This window comes from Marichromatium sp. AB32 (assembly GCF_003718675.1).
In the GTDB taxonomy this organism is placed as follows: domain Bacteria; phylum Pseudomonadota; class Gammaproteobacteria; order Chromatiales; family Chromatiaceae; genus Marichromatium; species Marichromatium gracile.
This window is the reverse complement of the sequence record NZ_RHFJ01000010.1, coordinates 41264-58300: the sequence shown is the minus strand read 5'-3', so window position 1 is coordinate 58300 and position 17037 is coordinate 41264. Positions and strand designations below refer to the sequence as shown.

The 17037-nt window shown below is 67.2% G+C and carries 17 protein-coding genes; 9 read left to right on the top strand and 8 right to left on the bottom strand.

Annotated features, from left to right (window positions below):
- Positions 1-7: 7 nt before the first annotated feature.
- Entirely contained in the window at positions 8-946 is a 939-nt protein-coding gene (gene nhaR / locus EBL85_RS05245; protein WP_123139849.1) for a transcriptional activator NhaR, read from the bottom strand.
- 155 nt (positions 947-1101) lie between these two features.
- Between nhaR and EBL85_RS05240 the strand changes: the two genes are divergently transcribed.
- Positions 1102-1734 (top strand): DUF2076 domain-containing protein, encoded by a 633-nt coding sequence (locus EBL85_RS05240; RefSeq protein WP_123142345.1) that lies wholly within the window; start codon positions 1102-1104, stop codon positions 1732-1734.
- A 31-nt stretch (positions 1735-1765) separates the two neighbouring features.
- Here EBL85_RS05240 and EBL85_RS05235 read toward each other — a convergent pair whose 3' ends face one another.
- The gene (locus EBL85_RS05235) at positions 1766-3247 is read right to left on the bottom strand and encodes an oligosaccharide flippase family protein (protein ID WP_123142344.1); all 1482 of its coding nucleotides are present in this window, start codon (positions 3245-3247) and stop codon (positions 1766-1768) included.
- 170 nt (positions 3248-3417) lie between these two features.
- Here EBL85_RS05235 and EBL85_RS05230 point away from each other — a divergent pair, with 170 nt between their 5' ends.
- From EBL85_RS05230 to EBL85_RS05220, 3 genes are all read left to right on the top strand, one after another.
- A complete protein-coding gene (locus tag EBL85_RS05230; RefSeq protein WP_123139846.1) occupies positions 3418-4116 on the top strand; it encodes a hypothetical protein in 699 nt (232 codons plus the stop codon).
- A 17-nt stretch (positions 4117-4133) separates the two neighbouring features.
- A complete protein-coding gene (locus tag EBL85_RS05225) occupies positions 4134-4667 on the top strand; it encodes a GNAT family N-acetyltransferase (RefSeq protein WP_223806067.1) in 534 nt (177 codons plus the stop codon).
- Between the two features lie 120 nt (positions 4668-4787).
- Positions 4788-5105 (top strand): cupin domain-containing protein, encoded by a 318-nt coding sequence (locus EBL85_RS05220; RefSeq protein WP_123139844.1) that lies wholly within the window; start codon positions 4788-4790, stop codon positions 5103-5105.
- 12 nt (positions 5106-5117) lie between these two features.
- On the opposite strand, the gene EBL85_RS05215 is transcribed toward EBL85_RS05220, so the two are convergent.
- The 5 genes from EBL85_RS05215 to EBL85_RS05195 form a co-directional block, all read right to left on the bottom strand.
- Positions 5118-6482: an NAD-dependent succinate-semialdehyde dehydrogenase gene (locus EBL85_RS05215; protein WP_123142354.1), complete on the bottom strand. Its 1365-nt coding sequence runs from the start codon at positions 6480-6482 to the stop codon at positions 5118-5120.
- Between the two features lie 230 nt (positions 6483-6712).
- Complete coding sequence (locus tag EBL85_RS05210; RefSeq protein WP_123139842.1) at positions 6713-7342, bottom strand: protein phosphatase CheZ; 630 nt, start codon at positions 7340-7342, stop codon at positions 6713-6715.
- Positions 7343-7369: 27 nt separating this feature from the next.
- Positions 7370-8959 carry a sensor domain-containing diguanylate cyclase gene (locus tag EBL85_RS05205; protein WP_190288040.1) on the bottom strand — a complete coding sequence of 530 codons (1590 nt, stop codon included), beginning with the start codon at positions 8957-8959 and terminating at the stop codon, positions 7370-7372.
- Between the two features lie 200 nt (positions 8960-9159).
- Entirely contained in the window at positions 9160-10269 is a 1110-nt protein-coding gene (locus tag EBL85_RS05200; RefSeq protein WP_123139840.1) for a YibE/F family protein, read from the bottom strand.
- Positions 10270-10322: 53 nt separating this feature from the next.
- Complete coding sequence (locus tag EBL85_RS05195; RefSeq protein WP_123142341.1) at positions 10323-11858, bottom strand: alkaline phosphatase; 1536 nt, start codon at positions 11856-11858, stop codon at positions 10323-10325.
- A 290-nt stretch (positions 11859-12148) separates the two neighbouring features.
- On the opposite strand from EBL85_RS05195, the gene EBL85_RS05190 reads away from it, so the two are divergent.
- Positions 12149-12493, top strand: a complete 345-nt coding sequence (locus tag EBL85_RS05190) for a TusE/DsrC/DsvC family sulfur relay protein (protein WP_165913537.1) — start codon at positions 12149-12151, stop codon at positions 12491-12493.
- A gap of 72 nt (positions 12494-12565) precedes the next feature.
- On the opposite strand, the gene EBL85_RS05185 is transcribed toward EBL85_RS05190, so the two are convergent.
- Positions 12566-12808, bottom strand: coding sequence for a hypothetical protein (locus EBL85_RS05185; RefSeq protein ID WP_123139837.1), 243 nt, complete (start codon positions 12806-12808; stop codon positions 12566-12568).
- 687 nt (positions 12809-13495) lie between these two features.
- Here EBL85_RS05185 and EBL85_RS05180 point away from each other — a divergent pair.
- The 4 genes from EBL85_RS05180 to EBL85_RS05160 all read left to right on the top strand — a co-directional run bounded on the left by EBL85_RS05180 (position 13496) and on the right by EBL85_RS05160 (position 17036).
- Entirely contained in the window at positions 13496-13951 is a 456-nt protein-coding gene (locus EBL85_RS05180) for a hypothetical protein (RefSeq protein WP_148040516.1), read from the top strand.
- Between the two features lie 364 nt (positions 13952-14315).
- A complete protein-coding gene (locus EBL85_RS05175; RefSeq protein ID WP_190287890.1) occupies positions 14316-14864 on the top strand; it encodes an HD domain-containing protein in 549 nt (182 codons plus the stop codon).
- A gap of 454 nt (positions 14865-15318) precedes the next feature.
- Entirely contained in the window at positions 15319-15738 is a 420-nt protein-coding gene (locus EBL85_RS05165) for a hypothetical protein (protein ID WP_148040515.1), read from the top strand.
- The gene (locus EBL85_RS05160) at positions 15738-17036 is read left to right on the top strand and encodes a condensin subunit MukF (protein WP_190287889.1); all 1299 of its coding nucleotides are present in this window, start codon (positions 15738-15740) and stop codon (positions 17034-17036) included. Before EBL85_RS05165 ends, EBL85_RS05160 begins: the two co-directional genes overlap by 1 nt.
- The last annotated feature ends 1 nt before the right edge of the window (position 17037 follow it).

Genomic DNA, 17037 nt, shown 5'->3' with positions numbered 1-17037 from the left:
TTGCGGTTCAACCTTTTGGCGGCTGGCCTCCGCCGCCCTCGGTCTCCGCCTGGAAGAGTTCCAGCCGTGCGGCCTGGCTGACGGCGACGACGGCGGGGTGGCGCAGGCGGCGCTCGGCGGAGATCGCGTAGTAGCGCTCGCGCACCGCCTCGGTCGCGCCGATCGTCTCGACTCCGTGCTGGCGCCGGGTCTCCTCGGCGATCACGCTGGGCGAGACGAAGACCCCGACCCCGGCCTGGCCGAAGGCCTGCATCAGCGCCCGGTCCTCGAACTCGCCGACGATCCGCGGGCGGATGTCGAGCTGGTCGAGCCACTGCATCAGCGCGCCGCGCAACGCGGTGTTGAGCGCCGGGACCAGCATCGGCGCCTGGTGCAGTGACTGCGGGAAGCCCGCGCGATAGCGCGCGGCGAGCGCCGGGGCGGCGAAGAAGGTGATGCCGCACTCGCCAAGCGGATGGTTGAAGGCGCGGACATTGAGCGCTCCGGCCAGCGGGGTGTCGGCGAGCACCATGTCGAGCTTGTGCACCGCGATATCGGCGAGCAGGGCCTCGAGCTTGCCCTCGCGACAGTGGATACGCACCGGCTCGGCCAGGTGCAGCGCCGGCTCCAGCAGCCGGTAGGCGACCATCTTCGGCACCACGTCGACCACCCCGACGGTGAACTGCAGCGGTCGGCCGCTGGTCCGCCCCTGCAGCGCCTCCTCCATCTCCGCGCCGAGACGGAAGATCTCGTCGGCGAAGTTGAACGCCAGCCGCCCGGTCTCGGTCAGCGTCAGCCCGCGTCCGCGCCGGTCGAACAGTCGGGTGCCGAGCTGCTCCTCGAGCACCCGCAGCTGGCCGCTGATGGTCTGCGGGGTGAGGTGCAGCGCCTCGGCGGCGCGGACCACGCCACCCTCCTTGGCGACCATCCAGAAGTAATAGAGGTGCTTGTAATTGCTGCCGCGCATCGCCTTCAGTTCGGTTTTTTCGAACTCTTATCTAGAAAAGATTCGAATTATATTGATCGAAACCTTGTCTTACACTCTGTTGTCACTGGCAGTGGAAGACACCGTCGTGCGACGGTGCGTGACCACCGAATGAACATCACGAGGTAATCCGCAAGATGAATGCACAGGACCAATCCGCGATCGAGGGTCTGTTTCAGCGCCTGCAGCAGGCCGAGACCCAGTCCGGCCAGCGTGACCCCGAGGCGGAGAAGCTGATTCAGGACATGATCGCCCGTCAGCCGGCGGCCCCCTATCTGATGGCCCAGGCGGTGCTGGTGCAGGAGCATGCCCTGCAGAACCTGCAGGGGCGCGTCGAGGAGCTCGAAAAGCAGCTCGCCGAGCGTCCGCAGCAGAGCGGCGGTGGTTTCCTCGGCGGTCTGTTCGGCGGCGGCGCGCAGCAACAGCAGCAGGCGCCTGCCCGTCAGCCGCGTCAGTCGAGCGGTGGTGGTTGGGGCGCCGGGCGTGGCGCGCAGCCGCAGGGCCAGGGCGCGGCCCCCTTCCAGCAGGGCCAGGCCGGTGGCGGCGGCGGCTTCCTCGCCGGCGCGGCGCAGACCGCGATGGGCGTGGCCGGTGGCGTGCTGCTCGGTAACGCCATCGCTGGCATGTTCGCCGACGACGCCGAGGCCGCCGATATCCCCGCCGAGCCGGAGGTGCCGATGGAGCCGGAGATGATGCAGGACCCGATGGAGGCGATGCCCGAGGACGAGGGCGCCTTCTTCGACGACTTCGGCGGCGAAGAGGAGTTCTGATCCCGCCTCAGCCGGACGGGTTGCCGGGCCTTCAGGCCCGCGCCGTCCGGCGCAGCAGGCGGCGGCCATCGGTCGCCGCCACCACCGCGATGAATCCCGCCAGGATGGCTGCGCCCACCGCCACCGACGACCAGCCCCGCGTCTCGGTCAGCCATTCGCCGAGCAGATAGAGCCCGATGCCGAAGGCGAGATAGCCGAGTACCCGCCCGACCTCGTAGGGCACCGGGTAGTAACGCCGTCCGAGCAGATAGGACAGCGCCACCATGCTCGCGTAACACACCAGGTGCGCCCAGGCCGCGCCGACATAGCCGTGAATCGGCACCCACCACCACAGCAGCACCACCGTGATCGCGGCGCCGATCAGCGATACCCCGGCGCCGAGCAGGGTGCGATCGGTGAGCTTGTACCAGATCGAGAGATTGACATAGACCCCGAGCAGCATACCGGCGATCAGCAGCACCGGGACCACACCGAGTCCGGCGCGGTATTCTGGACCGACGAAATAGCCGAACAGCTCCAGGAACAGCGATACCATCAGGAAGATGAAGACGCAGCAGATCACGAACCAGTTGAGCACCAGGGCGTAGACTGCGCGGGCGTCGCGCTCGCGGGCGTAGGCGAAGAAGAAGGGTTCGCCGGCATAGCGAAAGGCCTGGATGAACAGCGCCATCAGGATCGAGAGCTTGTAGCAGGCGCTGTAGATGCCGAGCTGGGCGAGGTTGGTGGCGTCGTCATAGGGCAGCAAGTACTTGAGCGCGGCACGGTCGAGCATCTCGTTGACGATCCCCGCCAGCCCGATCACCACCATCGGCGCCGAGTAGCGGATCAGGCGGCGGAACAGGTCCCCCTGGAATCCACCGAGCCCGTCGCGCAGCTGTGGTGCGAGTAACCCGAGCTTGAGCAGGCTGGCGATGAGGTTGGCGATGAAGACGTAGCCGATGCCGATCGCCGGGTCCCACAGCGCCCCCAGGAACGAGTTGGGGTCCTGCTCGAAGGCGGGGCGACAGAGACCGATGAAGAACACCGTCAGCCCGATATTGGCGCCGATCTCGAGCAGCTTGATCGCGGCGAAGCGCGCCGCACGCTCCTCGGCGCGCAGTCGCGCGAAGGCCGCGGCGCCGAGCGCGTCGGTGGCGAGGATGGCCGCGCACCACCAGATGTACTCGGGGTGTTCGGGATGGCGCAGCAGCGCCGCCAGTGGCTCACTCACCAACAGCGCGCCGAGCAGAAACAGCAGGTTGCCGACGAGCAGGGTCTGTACCACGGTGCCATAGACCCGTTCGGGTGCCCAGGTGTCGCCGTTGCGGAAGCGGAAGTAGCCGGTCTCCAGCCCGAAGGTGAGCACCACCGCGAGAAAGCCCATGTAGGCGTAGAATTCAGCGACCACGCCGTAGGACTGGGGCGCGAAGCTGTAGGTCAGCAATGGCACCAGCAGATAGTTGAGAAAGCGCCCGAGGACGCTGCTGACGCCGTAGATGGCGGTCTGCGAGGCGAGTCGTTTCAGTGGGTTCAAGATCGATGCTCTCGGCTTGTGCGGGCAGGGCGCATATTCTAAACCCTGTCGTCGGTCCGTGATGTCAGGGGCTGCTGTCTGGATCCCTGTTGGTTTTCGTGAATCCTGAACGGTGCGATCGAGGCCGGATCATGGTGCAATAACCATGATTTCAAGCGGTGGATACCTGGATGTACGATTTCTCTCTCGCCCTTGCGCTCTACAACCTGCTGCCCGTGGCCGTCACCGGTCTGGCCCTGTGGTGGCTGACCGGCTATGTCCGCGATCGCGACGACACGCAGCTGGCCATGGTCCGGCTCGGTGCCGTGCTGGTCTTTGCCGCGGGGGTGGTCAAGGCGAGCTGGAAACTGCTGGTGGTGACCCTGGGGATGGACATCCCTTGGCTGGCTGCGGCGCTCTTTCCCTTGTTGGGGCCGGGGTTCGCGTTGCTGGCGGTGGCGCTGTGGTCGACGGTGCGACCGCCATTGCGACATCCCTGGCGGCTGGTCCTGGGGGTGCTGGCGCTGGTTGCCGCCGTCGCCGCGGCGCGGGTCGAGCTGCTGGGGATCGCACGTGGCTGGTTCCTGCCGCTGCTGACGCTGGCCTCGATCGCTAAGCTGGCGTTGAGCGCTCTGCTGCTGACGGCGGCGTTGCGGCTGCGACGCTGGGGGGTGGGGCTGCTGCTCGCGGTCGATCTGGCGGTGGTGCTGATCCTGCCCTCGCTGGCCATCACCGAACCCAAGCCGGTGTCGCTGCACTGGACCGAGCAGTCCCTGACCCTGTTCGGCGCGGCCTGTTTTGCGCTCGGGGTGCGTGGTCTATGGCGCGCGACCCGCCGCGCCACCATCCGTGCCCGTCAGGCCCGGCTGCGCCAGCGGGCGCGCCATTGACCAGGGGCGACCTCTGGGTGAGACCGACGCGGCGCGATGAGGTCGAGGTGCTGCCCGGGATCGAGCGCTCTGCCGGTGCGTTGTTCAGGACCGTCCCCGAGCTGGCCTGGATCGCCGATGATCGGGTCTTGCCGGTCGCAGCGCACCTGGAGGCGGTCCGGGCAGGGACCTCCTGGGTGGTCGGAGATGGCGCCGACCCCGCTCCCTGGGGCTTTCTCTGTGCCGAGCCGGTGGAGCGAACCCTGCATCTCAGCCAGCTGGCGGTCCGGCTGGCGCAGCAGCGTCGCGGCGGTGGTCGGGGGTTGGTGCGGACGGCGATCGCCTGGGCGCGTTCGCGTCACTACCACGCGCTCACCCTGACCACCTTCCGCGATCTCGGTTGGAACGCCCCCTTCTACGCCACCCTGGGGTTCCGGGTCCTGGAGGAGGACCAGCTCGGGTCGCGGCTGTGCGCGGTGCTGCGTCACGAGGCCGAGCACGGTCTGGCGCCGGAGCGTCGTTGCGCGATGCGGCTGTCGTTGACCGAGACCTCGGGGAGCGATCCCGACTGAAGCGTGCGACGGGGGTGAAGGTCCGCCGGATGGGCCGTCTTGCAAAGGAGGATGGCTCGGCTAAGGTGACGGTAGGGGCTGCTGTCACCGCCCCGTCATCCTGGCACAGGAGGGCACATCATGCAGATCGAACACTGGCATGCCCGGCGCGACGGCGCGCTCACCGAGGCGAGCATGCGACGCAAGCTCGAGGCTCGCGGTTTCCAGACCCGACTCGACATCTATCCCCCCGGGACCTTCCTCCCCGACCATGACCACGGCATCGATCATATCGATGGCGTCATCTGCGGTCGGATGCGGGTCGGGATCGGCGAGCGCAGCCTGGTGCTCGGCCCCGGCGACCTGGTGGTGATCCCCAGGCACACCTTCTACCAGGCCGAGGTGATGGGCGATGAGCCGGTGGTCAGCCTGGCCGCCGAGCGCATGCGGGCGGCCTAGCCGACCCCGGGCTCAACCGATCCACAGGGTCTTGAGATTGAGGAACTCGGCGATGCCGGGCGCGCCGAGTTCACGACCATAGCCCGAGTCCTTGATCCCGCCGAAGGGCAGGCGCGGATCGCTCTTCACCAGTCCGTTGACGAAGACCGCGCCGCAGGCCATGGCACGCGCAAAGCGCTCGGCGCGCGCGATGTCGGTGCTCCACACGCTGCCGCCGAGCCCGAAGCGGGTATCGTTGGCCACACGCAGCGCCTCGGTCTCGTCGGCCACCCGGATCACCGTCGCCACCGGTCCGAACAGCTCGTCCTCGTAAGCGGGCATCCCCGGTCCAACCCGGTCGAGCAGGGTCGGCGCATAGAACCACCCCGGTCCCGGTAACGGTTGTCCGCCGCAGCGCAGCTCGGCGCCGGCGGCGCGACTCTGCTCGACTTGCTGGTGCAGGGTCTCGCGCAGGTCCTTGCGGGCCAGTGGCGCAAGCGTGGTGTCGGGGTCGCGGGGGTCCCCCGGCACCAGCGCCTCGACCTGGGACTGGAGCCGCGCGGCGAAGTCATCGGCCACCGCCTCGACGACGATGAAGCGCTTGGCAGCGATACAGCTCTGTCCGGCGTTGATGAAGCGCGAGCGGGCACCGATCTCGGCGGCGCGCTCGAGGTCGGCATCCTCGAGGATCACGCAGGCATCGGCGCCGCCGAGCTCGAGCAGGCTCTTCTTGAGGTTGGCCCCGGCGATCCCCGCCACCCGGCGTCCGGCGCGCTCGCTGCCGGTGAGGCTGACGGCGCGCACCCGTGGGTCGGCGACCACCTGCTCGGCGGTCTCGGCATCGATCAGCAGGGTCTGGAACACGCCCTCGGGGGCATCGACGGCGGCGAACAGGTCGGCGATCGCCAGCGCGCAGCGCGGCACGTTGGATGCGTGCTTGAGCAGCACCACGTTGCCCGCGGCCAGCGCCGGGGCAGCGCAGCGAAAGACCTGCCAGAAGGGGAAGTTCCAGGGCATCACCGCCAGTACCACGCCGAGCGGCTGGTGGGCGAGCAGGCTGCGGCTGGCGTCGGACGCGAGCGGGATGTCGGCGAGCTGGGTCGCGGCGTGCTCGGCGTAGTAGTCGCAGACCAGTGCGCATTTGTCGATTTCGGCCTCGGCCTCGGCGATGAGCTTGCCCATCTCGTCGGTGATCAGTCGGGCGAGCCGGGCGCGCTCGGCGCGCAACCCTTCGGCCAGGGCGCGCAGCAGTGTCACGCGTGTGGCGAGTGGCTGGGTGCCCCACGGGCCGGCAGCGCGGCTCGCGCTGGCGAGCGCCTGCTCGAGCATCGCGGCGGTGGCCGGCTCCAGGGTGGCGTGGAGGGCGCCGGTTGCGGGGTCGATTGATCTCAGTGGCATCGATGGCTCCTGCGGCTGGGGGGCTGGTGGCGCATCGCCGAGCGGGGCGGCCCCCGATGTACGCCACTCGCTGGCGTCGTCGAGACGCATCGCCGTGAGTGTCGGTGCGGGGCCAAGATGGATCAAGCCGGCCTCGCGCGCCCGCACGCATCAGCGGGACCGGGGGCGGCCGTGCCTCGCAGCGCCTGACCGATCGTGTCGGCGGGGCTCGCTCGATGCAGGAACGGGGCCTAGAAACCGAACTCGGAGAGCAGGTCGTCGACCAGATCCTGCTTGAGTGCCTCCGGGGTGCTCGACCCGTTGACCTCGCGCAGCAGCTGGGCCTTCTGCTCGACGTTCTCGATCGAGCTGTTTTGCTGGATGTTGAGGATCACCAGCACCTCAACGAGCCAGTCGCGGATCTGGTCGAGGTCTTCGACCAGTTGTTCCATGCGCTGTCGGGCGACGTCCTGGTAGGACTGCGAGGCGACGATGTCGAACAGGTGGTGCTTGATCTGGCTGAGACGCTGCTCGTGCTCGGGGGCCGAGGCGGTATCGCCCCGCAGCTGCCCCTCGAGGCTCTCGATCTCCTGGGAGAGCCGGTCGGCGTTGTCGAGTACCTGGCCGGTGGACTGCGACATCAGTTCGATCACGTTGCGCGCGTGACTGACGGCGTTAGGCGCCTGTTCGCCGGCGTTGGTCAGCGGGGTCTCGGCGCTCTTCATGTTGACCACCAGCGCGTTGATCTTCTGCGCCAGCACCGAGAGCATGCCCTCGGCGTCGATATCGATGTCGAGACGCTCGTATTCGCCGTTGAGGATGGATTCTGTGGCCTTGACCAGTGAGGCGATGTTCTTGTCGATGTTCTGCGGCTCTGCCATGGGTCCCTCGCGACGATACGATCGCAGCTATCTGTTGTATTTGTGATCTTTGTAGAAGGCCGCCTTGGCGGCATACATGCGTGCGTCGGCGGTCTTGAGCAGCGACTCCGGCGGGGTGCGATCGGTCCCGCAGGCACCGAGGCTGAGGCTGACCGGGAAATGCTCGTGCGGGGCAACCTCGATGCTGGCCCCGGAGAACACGTTCCGCTGGAGATGGTCGACCAGGGCCTCGGCCTCGGTCTCGGTGGATCCGGGGAGCAGAATCACGAATTCGTCGCCGCCGGTCCGGGCGACGAGGTCGCAGTCGCGTACCGCCTGGGTGATCCGCTCGGAGACGGCCAGTATCAGCCGATCACCGGCCTCGTGTCCGTAGCGGTCGTTGGCCTGCTTGAGTCGGTTGACGTCGGCCAGTACCAGGGCATGTGGTATGGCCCTGGTTGCATGATCATGCCGCGCCGTCTCCAGCGCGGCATGCAGATAATCCCGATTGTATACGCCGGTGAGTGCATCGGTGCTGGCCTTTTCCTCGAGCTGGCGCATCAGCCGCCGGTTGTGCAGATAGGCGCCGAAGGGTTCGAAGAAGAGGCTGGCGAGCTCATCGCCGCCCTCGATGGTGCCCGGTCGCCACCAGACCTCGCCGACCCGTCTGCCGTCGCCGCCGACGATCTCCAGCCGGGACTGGTCGGGGCTCGGCTCGGCTGGCGGGTCGCCACGGCGGATCGGGTCGCTCGGGCCGTCGTCGAGGCGCAGCGCGACGGCCTCGCTGCCGCAGGCCGACATGAACAGCGCCAGGAGCTCGTCGGCGACATCCACGGGAGTGGCGGCGTGGCGCATCAGTGACTCCAGGCGTAACAGTCCGGAGAGGATGTCGTTGTTGCGGGTGATGGTGGCGCGCTGTGCCCGGATCTCCTCGATCAACCGGATCTCGCGGGTGGTGTCGCGAAACAGCAGCAGGCCGTTGCCGTCGCCGGTGTCGATCAGCTGCTCGGTGTAGTAGCGACCGCCGAGCCGGTGCTTGGTCTTGCACGTGGAGCCGAGGGGGAAGCCGCCGTGGGCCGGGCAGTCCGGACAGGGTGCGTCATGGCCGAGCAGCCCGTGGCAGCTCTCCGCCGTCTCGCCCGTGGCGAACCACTGACGGGCGGCGGCATTGCGCCGCAGGATGCGGTGGTCCGAGGAGATGGCTACCAGGGCATCGGGGAGATCATCGATGAGCTGGCTGAGTCCGTGCTGCTCGAGCAGCGCCTCGCGGTGCTGGCGCTCGAGGATGATGCGCTTGGCCTGGGCCTCCTTACGACCGAGATCGGCGCGTCTGAGCGCCTCGATCTCGCGGCTGATGTCGACCAGGGTGAGTACCAGGCCATCCGGGCCGTGGGTCAGTGACTCCTTCAAGTAGTGCTCGCGACCTTCCGCGTCGCGAATGTTGCGCGCCAGCGCTGATGCGGGGTGCGCGTGCGTGGACGGACAGTTGGCGCACGCAGCCGTCTCGCCGGCGAGCAGCGCGAAGCAGTGTTCACCGACGGGATCGCGACCGAACAGCGCCGTTGCCGCCGGGTTGGCGGTGTGGATGCGGTGGCTGTCGTCGAGCACCAGCACCGGCACGCCGACCGCTGTCAGCAACGACGCGTCGGGGCTGTCTGTATCGAGATGATCGCGATCCGGTTGGGCGTGTGATGGCATTGCGGATAACAGGGGTCGAGACTGATCGATGTCTGTGTAGACCAGACGAATGCGGGTGCAACTCCATGGAGGAGTGCACCGACACTGCAGGATACCCGCAATACATGATGGATGCCGCGTCAGCCGCGCGATCGGTCGTTTCAGCGTGCTGGGCGGCGATAGATCAGGGCGCCGGCGAGTGCGGTCAGGGGGGCGACCGCGACCAGGGCAAAGCTGCCGACGATGACGTTGAGCACCTCGGCGGCGACGAAGTGGATATTAAGCACCTGGGAGAGCGCCAGCCCCTGACTCATGAACACCATCAGCATGGTGGTGTAGCCGCCGGAGTAGGCCAGCAGCAGGGTGGTGGTCATGGTCCCGACCACCGAACGGCCGACCGCCATGCCGGAGACGAAGAGCGCGCGCGCGTCGAGATCGGGGCGCTTGGCGCGCAGCTCGTCGAGCGCAGCGGCGATGTCCATCGCCAGGTCCATGACCGCGCCCGAGCAGGCGAGGATGATCCCGGCGAGGAAGATCGCGGTGAGGTCGAGACCGGCGAACCCGGCATAGAGCAGGTTCTCGGTGAAGGGGCGCACCACGCCGTGGAGAGCGAAGCCGGTGGCGAAGATGCGCGCCAGCGCATAGGCGAGCAGCAGGCCGCCGAGCGCGCCGAGACAGGCGGTGAGGCCGCGGCGGTTGAGTCCGCCGATCAGCAGGCTGACCGCGGCGGTGAGCCCGGCGACCACCGCGAGGGCGACCAGCACGGGGTCGGCCCCGCGCAGCAACAGCGGGATCAGCACCTTCCACAGCGCCAGTGCGGCGAAGACGAAGGAGAGCAGCGCCTTGACCCCGGTCCAGCCGGCGACCAGCACGAGAAAACCGCAGAACAGCCCGAGCAGCAACAGTTGGTGGTCGAGACGGTAGTGACCGCGCGCATAGGCCAGGCCGATCTCGCCGTCGCGTAGACGGTACTCGACCAGCAGGCGCTCGCCGGGGCGGTAGAACTCGTCGAACTCGAGCTTGCCGGTGAGCGCGTTGGTGACGCGCGCGCGCTGTCCGCGCTGCGCGCCGTCGAGCAGCTCGACGGTGAGCGTCTGGGTGCCGGTGCGCACCACGCCGTGCTGGCGCAGATCGGCGTCGTCGCTGGCGATCACCCGTGCCTTGGCGAGCAGACTGCCCTCGGGACGGCTGTGCTCGAAGCCGGTGGGCGCCAGCCACAGCAGCAGACAGAGCAGGGCGAAGAGTGACACGGTGAGGAGGTCTTTTTTCATCGTTGCTGCGCGACCGGTGGCGGGCGCCCCCGCCAGGGGGACGCCCGTCGGGCTCACTGATCGAGCTCGACCCGCATGGCCGCGGCGATACGCCGCGCCACCTCGGTGTTGTCGTAATAGCCGCCGAAGCGCCAGGCCTCGGCGCCGGTGGCCAGCACCGGCACCGGCACCGCGGTGTGCGAATAGGAGGTCCAGGCGATCCCGGCGCGGCGGTTGAGCAGGTGGGTGAGGGTCACCGAGAACGGGTTGTAGCCGCCGTAGAGCAGGGTGTCGGCCTCGGCGGCGTTGTCGCTGTGGTTGTGTGCGGTCTTGTCGTAGGCGGCCTCGAGGAGTCCGAGCTCGTAGTCGCTGAGATCATCCTCGAGGGTCTCGGTGAGTCCGGCGCCGTCGAGTCCGAAGTAGGTCGAGACCAGCCCCCAGAGGGTTGCGTCGATGTTGGGCGGGGCGGTGTCGAACTGGGCGAGATAGGCCTCGAACACCCGGTCGTCGAAGTCGTCGTAGGCGAGCTGCTGGCCGGCGAGCACCTCGAAGTAGGTGTCATAGGCGGTGCCGGCGAAGCCGAGCGTCATGCCGCCGCACTCGTGATCGCCGGTGACCACGATCAGGGTCTCGTCGGGGTGGCGGGCGCCGAAGTCGGCGGCGACCCGGATGGCGTCGTCGAAGGCGATGGTCTCCTCGATCGCGGCGCGGGCGTCGTTGGCGTGCGCGGCCCAGTCGATCTTGCCGCCCTCGATCATCATGAAGAAGCCCTGCGGGCCGTCGAGTACGGCGATGCCCTTGGCGGTGAACTCGGCGAGGCTGATCGAGCCCTCGTAGGGCCCGCCGGGGTAGTCGCCGGCCTTGCGATTGAGCGCATAGGGGATGGCGTTGGAGCCGTCGAGATAGGGGTTGATGGCGATGGTGCGCAGCCCCGGGGCGAGGGCGTCGAAGGTGGCGCGGTCGTCGGCGTACTGGAAGCCGCGGGCGCGCGCCCACTCGCGCACCAGGGTGTAGCGCTGGGCGTTGCTCAGGTCGGCGTACTGCTCGCTCTGCCACTTGTTGACTCGCAGGCCGCCGCCGGCGAAGTAGTCGAAGTCGCTCGCCAGCAGCGCCTGGTCGATCTGCTCGTAGTTGTTGCGGCTCGACTCGTGGGCATAGAACACCGCCGGAGTGGCGTGATCGAGCGAGACGCTGCTGATGATGCCGACCTTCATCCCCTTGCGCTTGGCCAGCTCGGCGAGCGTGGTGTAGGGCTGAGTGGCGCTCGGGTCCATGGCGATGACCCCGATGTTGGTCTTGAGTCCGCAGGCGAGCGCGGTGCCGGCGGCCGCCGAGCCGGTGATCAGGCGGTCGTTGGCATAGCTCGTCTGCATCCCCTGGACCGGGAACTGGCTCATGTGCAGCGCCACCGACTTGGTCCCGCCGGGCTCGGCGTCGTCCTGCTGCAGGGCGCCGAGATAGGCCTCGGTGGCATGGATCTGCGGGCTGGCCATGCCGTCGCCGATGAAATAGAAGACGTATTTGGGCGCGGCGCTCGCGCCGGCAGCGCCCAGTGCGCACAGCCCCAGGAGCAGGGCGCGGGCCAGGGTGCGTGGCTTGCTGTCGATCATTGCTACGGATCCTCGCGATATGGCGGTGGCGGGGTGTCTCCGCTCACCGGCTTCCTTGGGTTCGGTATCGACCTTGTCGGCGTGGGGTTTCCCCTCAAGCGCGCGATTTCACCAGACGGGGATGACGATTCGTGGACAGCGCTGTGACGTCGAGCGTCATCTGTGGTGCGCGCCGGTGGCCGATGGCCCTGCGCGGACTACCGTTTACGCGATCGCCGTCTACCTTGTGTAGGGCAGGGGCGCAGCCTGACTGCGCACCCCCAATCCGACCACCGATGCTGGAGGTTGCGATGGACGATTCGACCCCGTGCCATCAGGACCTATTCGACGAGCAGGGATTTCTCGAGGACCCCGAGCTGTGGAGTCGCGACCTGGCGCTGGCGATCGCCGCCGAGCTACGTCTCGGCGAGTTGACCGAGACGCACTGGGACCTGATCGATCGGCTGCGAGGTGACTATCTGGAGGGGCATGCGCGCGCCGATCCGTGTCGCGCGCTGGGACTTCCGGCGGATTGTGCCGAGCGTCTGTTCGGGGATATGCGGACAGCCTGGCGGATCGCCGGCCTGCCGGCCGCGGACTCGCCTCGCCGTGCGCCCTTGGTGCCCGGCGGTGGAGCGGTACGCCAGTTACGCTGACGCCTTCGTCCCGTAGCGCTGCCGTGGCGGGTGCCGGGGGGGGCAGGGCCCGGCAGGCCGGGCCCCGGGGTGTCAGCGCTCGCCGTTGTCCTCGAGCTGGTCGGTCGCCTGCTCGACCCGGTCCCCGGCACCCTCGAGTGCCTCGGTGACGGCGTCGCGAGCCTGCTCCAGCTGCTGACCGATCTGTTCGGCCTGTTGGTCGATCTTGCGTCCGGCCTCCTCGGCCGGTCCCTCCTGTTCACAGCCGGCGAGGATCGGCGCACCGAGCAGGCCGATGGTGAGCGCGAACGCGATACGGGGCGATGGGATGGTCATCTCTACACCTCCTGTGCTGTCTCGGTGAGACGGTGTCGGGCGCTTGAGGATAGCGCCAGGATGTCGGTACATGGGGGCCTTGAAGATAGGCGGCGGGTCATTTCGGCCCGCCCGTCGAACTAGATAGGGACGTTTTTTTGCGCTGCAACATGATGAGCGGTCGTTGGAGTGGTCCCGCCGCCCTGTACTCTTGCTTCAGGTCCAGGGACGGAATTGCTGTAGGCGACCGATCGGATCGCTCGATGGGCTGTTCCGCATGTGCGATCCGCTGCGCAATCAGACCACGGAGATGCACGATGACCGAAAATGACTGCTCAGGGGGCGACGCACCCCCCGCTGCACCCTGTGTCTTTCGTTGCTGGAGATGTACCCAGGCATCGTCCGGCGTCCGTTGGAGACATGGCTCGCGTTCGCCATCCGCGTTGCCCCTGCAGCGTCGCGCGGGCCTACGCAAGCCGCCCGATGGTGATGAGCTGGGGTGCGAACTCGCCCGGGCCTGGCTCGCCGCGACCCGGGCGGGGCGCTGGCGTCTGTCGGTACAGACACGGGCCGCGCTCTGTCTGTTGGGTGGAGATGCCTCGCCATGGGAGACACTGATCGCCAGCAGTTTCGCCCGTTCCGGCGGTCGGCTGCGTTGGCATGGCTGATGACGTGCGCGTCTTGTCTCCTGCGGGAGTACATGGACCGATGAGCTTGCAATGGTTGGTGCACGGATGGCGTGTGATGATGGGGGCGCTGTCGCTGACGGCGCTGCTCGGTCTGACCGATGCCCTGGCCCAGGATGGACTGCTGCTGACACCGGGGGAGCGCCAGGGCATCGGTTATGTGAGCGGTGGGGTCGGACTCGACGAACGTCGTTATCTCGATACACGCCTCGGCATCGACTACAACCTCAAGCTCGAGTTCGCGCTGCGCGACGGTCGCTATCTCGGCGACGTCGCGGTCGAGATCCTCGGCGCCGATGGCGGGTCGCTGGTGTCGCTGCATTCCCCCGGGCCCTGGCTGCTGCTGCGCCTGCCGGAAGGGCGTTACCGGATTCGTGCCCGGACGCTGTCGCGCTCCTTCGAGCAGTCGATCAACCTGGAGTCAGACACCACCGGAACTCTGATCTTCAATGGCTGGCGGGACACACCCGTGCCCTGACGTCGCGCGCAAGCGCGGCCATGTCGTTCAGCCTCCGCTCCTCCTCCCGCTGTCGCCGTCCCGTCGAACCCTTGGTCGGCCTTGCGACCCGGATCACCCCTTGACCTCGTTGGCGGATGCCGCTCTGGTGATCGCCGTGGCGCGGGATTGTCATCGGTGATTCGGGGTTGAACAGCGCCCGCGCCTTGTCGCAGGATTCCATCAATCATCGCCGCATGTGGCCTTGCAAGGCCCATGGACGGGGGGCGTGATGCTCTGGATGCGAGACGGTGCCCGGCGGGTCCATGCGTGCCCCGTGCCTGTCGTCTCGTTCCGTTGGCCAAGGCCGTCGTCCGGGATGTGGCGGCCCCGAGGAGTGAAGAAGATGACGACGATGCAGTATGAGTCCCTGGCCGACTTCGTGCGCGCGCTCGATTTCGCCGCCGACAAGCATCGCGACCAGCGCCGCAAGGACGAGCGTGCCTCGCCCTATATCAACCACCCGATCGCCCTGACCCGGGTGCTGATCGACGAGGCCGGGGTGACTGACCCCGTGGTGCTCTGTGCCGCGCTGCTGCACGACACCATCGAGGACACCGCCACCACCGAGGCCGAGCTGATCGAGCACTTCGGGGATACCGTCACCGCCGTGGTGCTCGAGGTCAGCGACGACAGGTCGCTGGCCCAGCACGAGCGTAAACGGCTGCAGATCGAGCACGCCCCGCAGCTCTCCGAGCAGGCCCGCTTGGTCAAGCTCGCCGACAAGATCTGCAACCTGCGCGACATCCTCGACTCGCCCCCACCGGACTGGAGCCGTGAGCGCCAGCGCGCCTATTTCGACTGGGCCGGACAGGTGATCGACGGCCTGCGCGGGACCCACGCCGCGCTCGAGGCGGTCTTCGATCAGGTCCATGCCCAGGGGCGCGAACTCTGAAGCGGTGTCTACGACAGCGCCGCCAGTGCCTGCTCCAGCCGGCCGAAGCCCGCCCTTATTCACCGGCACTCTTGGTCGCGGGTGGGGCGCTTGCCGGTATCTCGGTGCACTGAGCGCCAATGCCTCAGAAGATGAGACATATCCGCGCTTCCGTTCGGATGCGTCTGCAGAACCTCTCCCGAGAAACGACGCAGCTCTTTGAGCTGATGCCCGTGCGCTATGGGTTGGCATGCCTGCTTTACTGCCCTGGCGTGCGAGCCCTCTCTGACCGATTCGTGCTCATTCGAGAAAGACGTCGAGGATGGCATCGATTTCGATTCGAACGCCGTATGTGTCGACCAGATCCAGGAGGAGGTCGAGTACGGTGGGTTGCGGTTGTATACGAGCGCGTCGATCAATGGTACCGGTATCGCGGTTATAGTAGATGTCGCTTTCAGCGAGATGTTGGAGCCGTATGCGGATCATCATCGATGATCCGCATACGGCGGATCTTTCGGCACCTCGGCGGCGTGCTGATGCCAGCGAGGCGTTGATCGCAAAGACGTTTCAGGTGATGGTGGCGTTTGGCTGCCCGAACAACCGGATGAAAGACTGCCATGACATGTTGCTCATCAGCCAGCCGTCTCCTTTCGAGGATGACTGGTTGGGACAATGGCCGCGCCCTTCGAACAGCGTGATGCTGACGATTCTGACTGATCTGCTCGATGCTCTTGCGCCGGACTTTGCCGGGGACAAGTGCAGGCAGTGTCCATGGAGCGGTGTTCTGGAGAACATGGCATTTCGTTCCGTCAGCCTCGCTGATGTGATTCCACGTGTTTATCGATTCATCATGACTCAAGCAATCACCGCAGCAGCGGTCGGCAGGAGCGACTGATGTCATCGGATCCGAGCCGTCTCATTGCCGCACTCGCACGTGACCGGATCCATCTGGACCTGAAGACGCTCGACCTGTGCTTTCTCGCTGGCCTTTACCTGCAGGCCGACCGGGCGTCACTCGCGTCTTTTGAGGAGGATGCGCTTATCGACATGTTCGAGCAGGTGTGCGATGTGGTGGATCCGGGTGCGGACCGTCCACGCAAGCGCGCAACACACGCCATCCAGCGGCTCCGTGACCAGCGCATGCTGGCCCGGGTGGACGGCGCGGGCATCGTTCGATCCGGTGAGTACACGCTGACGCGCCTGGCCGCTGCAGTCGTCGAGTACTTCCTCGCCGATGAGGCACTCACTCGCGAGAGCTTGACCTTGCTCACGGGGACGCTTCGGGCCCAGCTCGCCGAGATCCTTGCAGCGGCCAAACGCGCCGATACGGACGATGCATGGCGGGAGCGAGTGGTGGCGCCATTGCGGGTAACCGTTGGCGATCTTGTCGGCGGCATCGAGCGCCGTCAGCGCGGGCTCGATGCGCAACAGGAAGAGGTGCAGGGAGAGATGGCCGGCCTTCTGCAAGCGGATTGGTTCGGCGCGGTCGAACGATGCCAGTCGTTGCTCGACACAACCACTGATACGCTCCGAGAACTCAACGAGATCCTGCTCCGCGACACCCATCACTTTGTCGCGCTGTTGCAAGAGATTCAGTCCTCGGCTTCCGAGGCGGGACAGACCGAGTCCGAAGAGGCGGTGCAGCGCGTCATCGAGCACGTCGATCGCATCGCCGCCTGGGGCGGCGCCCGGCAGCGCGCGTGGTCGGACTATTACCAATACGTTCATCGTTATCTTCGTGATGTCGTACGCCTCGACCCGGACCGTGCATTGAGTCAGCGACTGCGCGATCAGGTCGCGGGCTGGCCGGCGACACCGTTCCACTTGCTCGTGACGGCGGCACCGTCGATCCGGCTGCTGCGTCCGCTCGAGTCGCGAGTAGAGCGGCCAGCTGTCATGAGGCCACGCGCCGATCGCGAGGGCTCTCCCGATCTTGTTGATCCTGAAGAGGCGGGCCTGGACATCGAGACTTTGGTTGAAGGGGCGCTAGCCGAGGGCGCTCGATCCCTGGCCGAGGTGACCGAGTGGGTATTGCCCCGGTTTCCTGTGGCTCTTCGCTACGCCGTTACCGGCCGCGTGGTCGACGTGTTCGTCCGTATCGTCCGGATACGCAGCACCTACGAGCGTCCGTGGCGTACTGTTGCGCCATGCCTGGAGCTGGAGGACTGGGAGCTGTCGAGGGAGGATGAGTGAC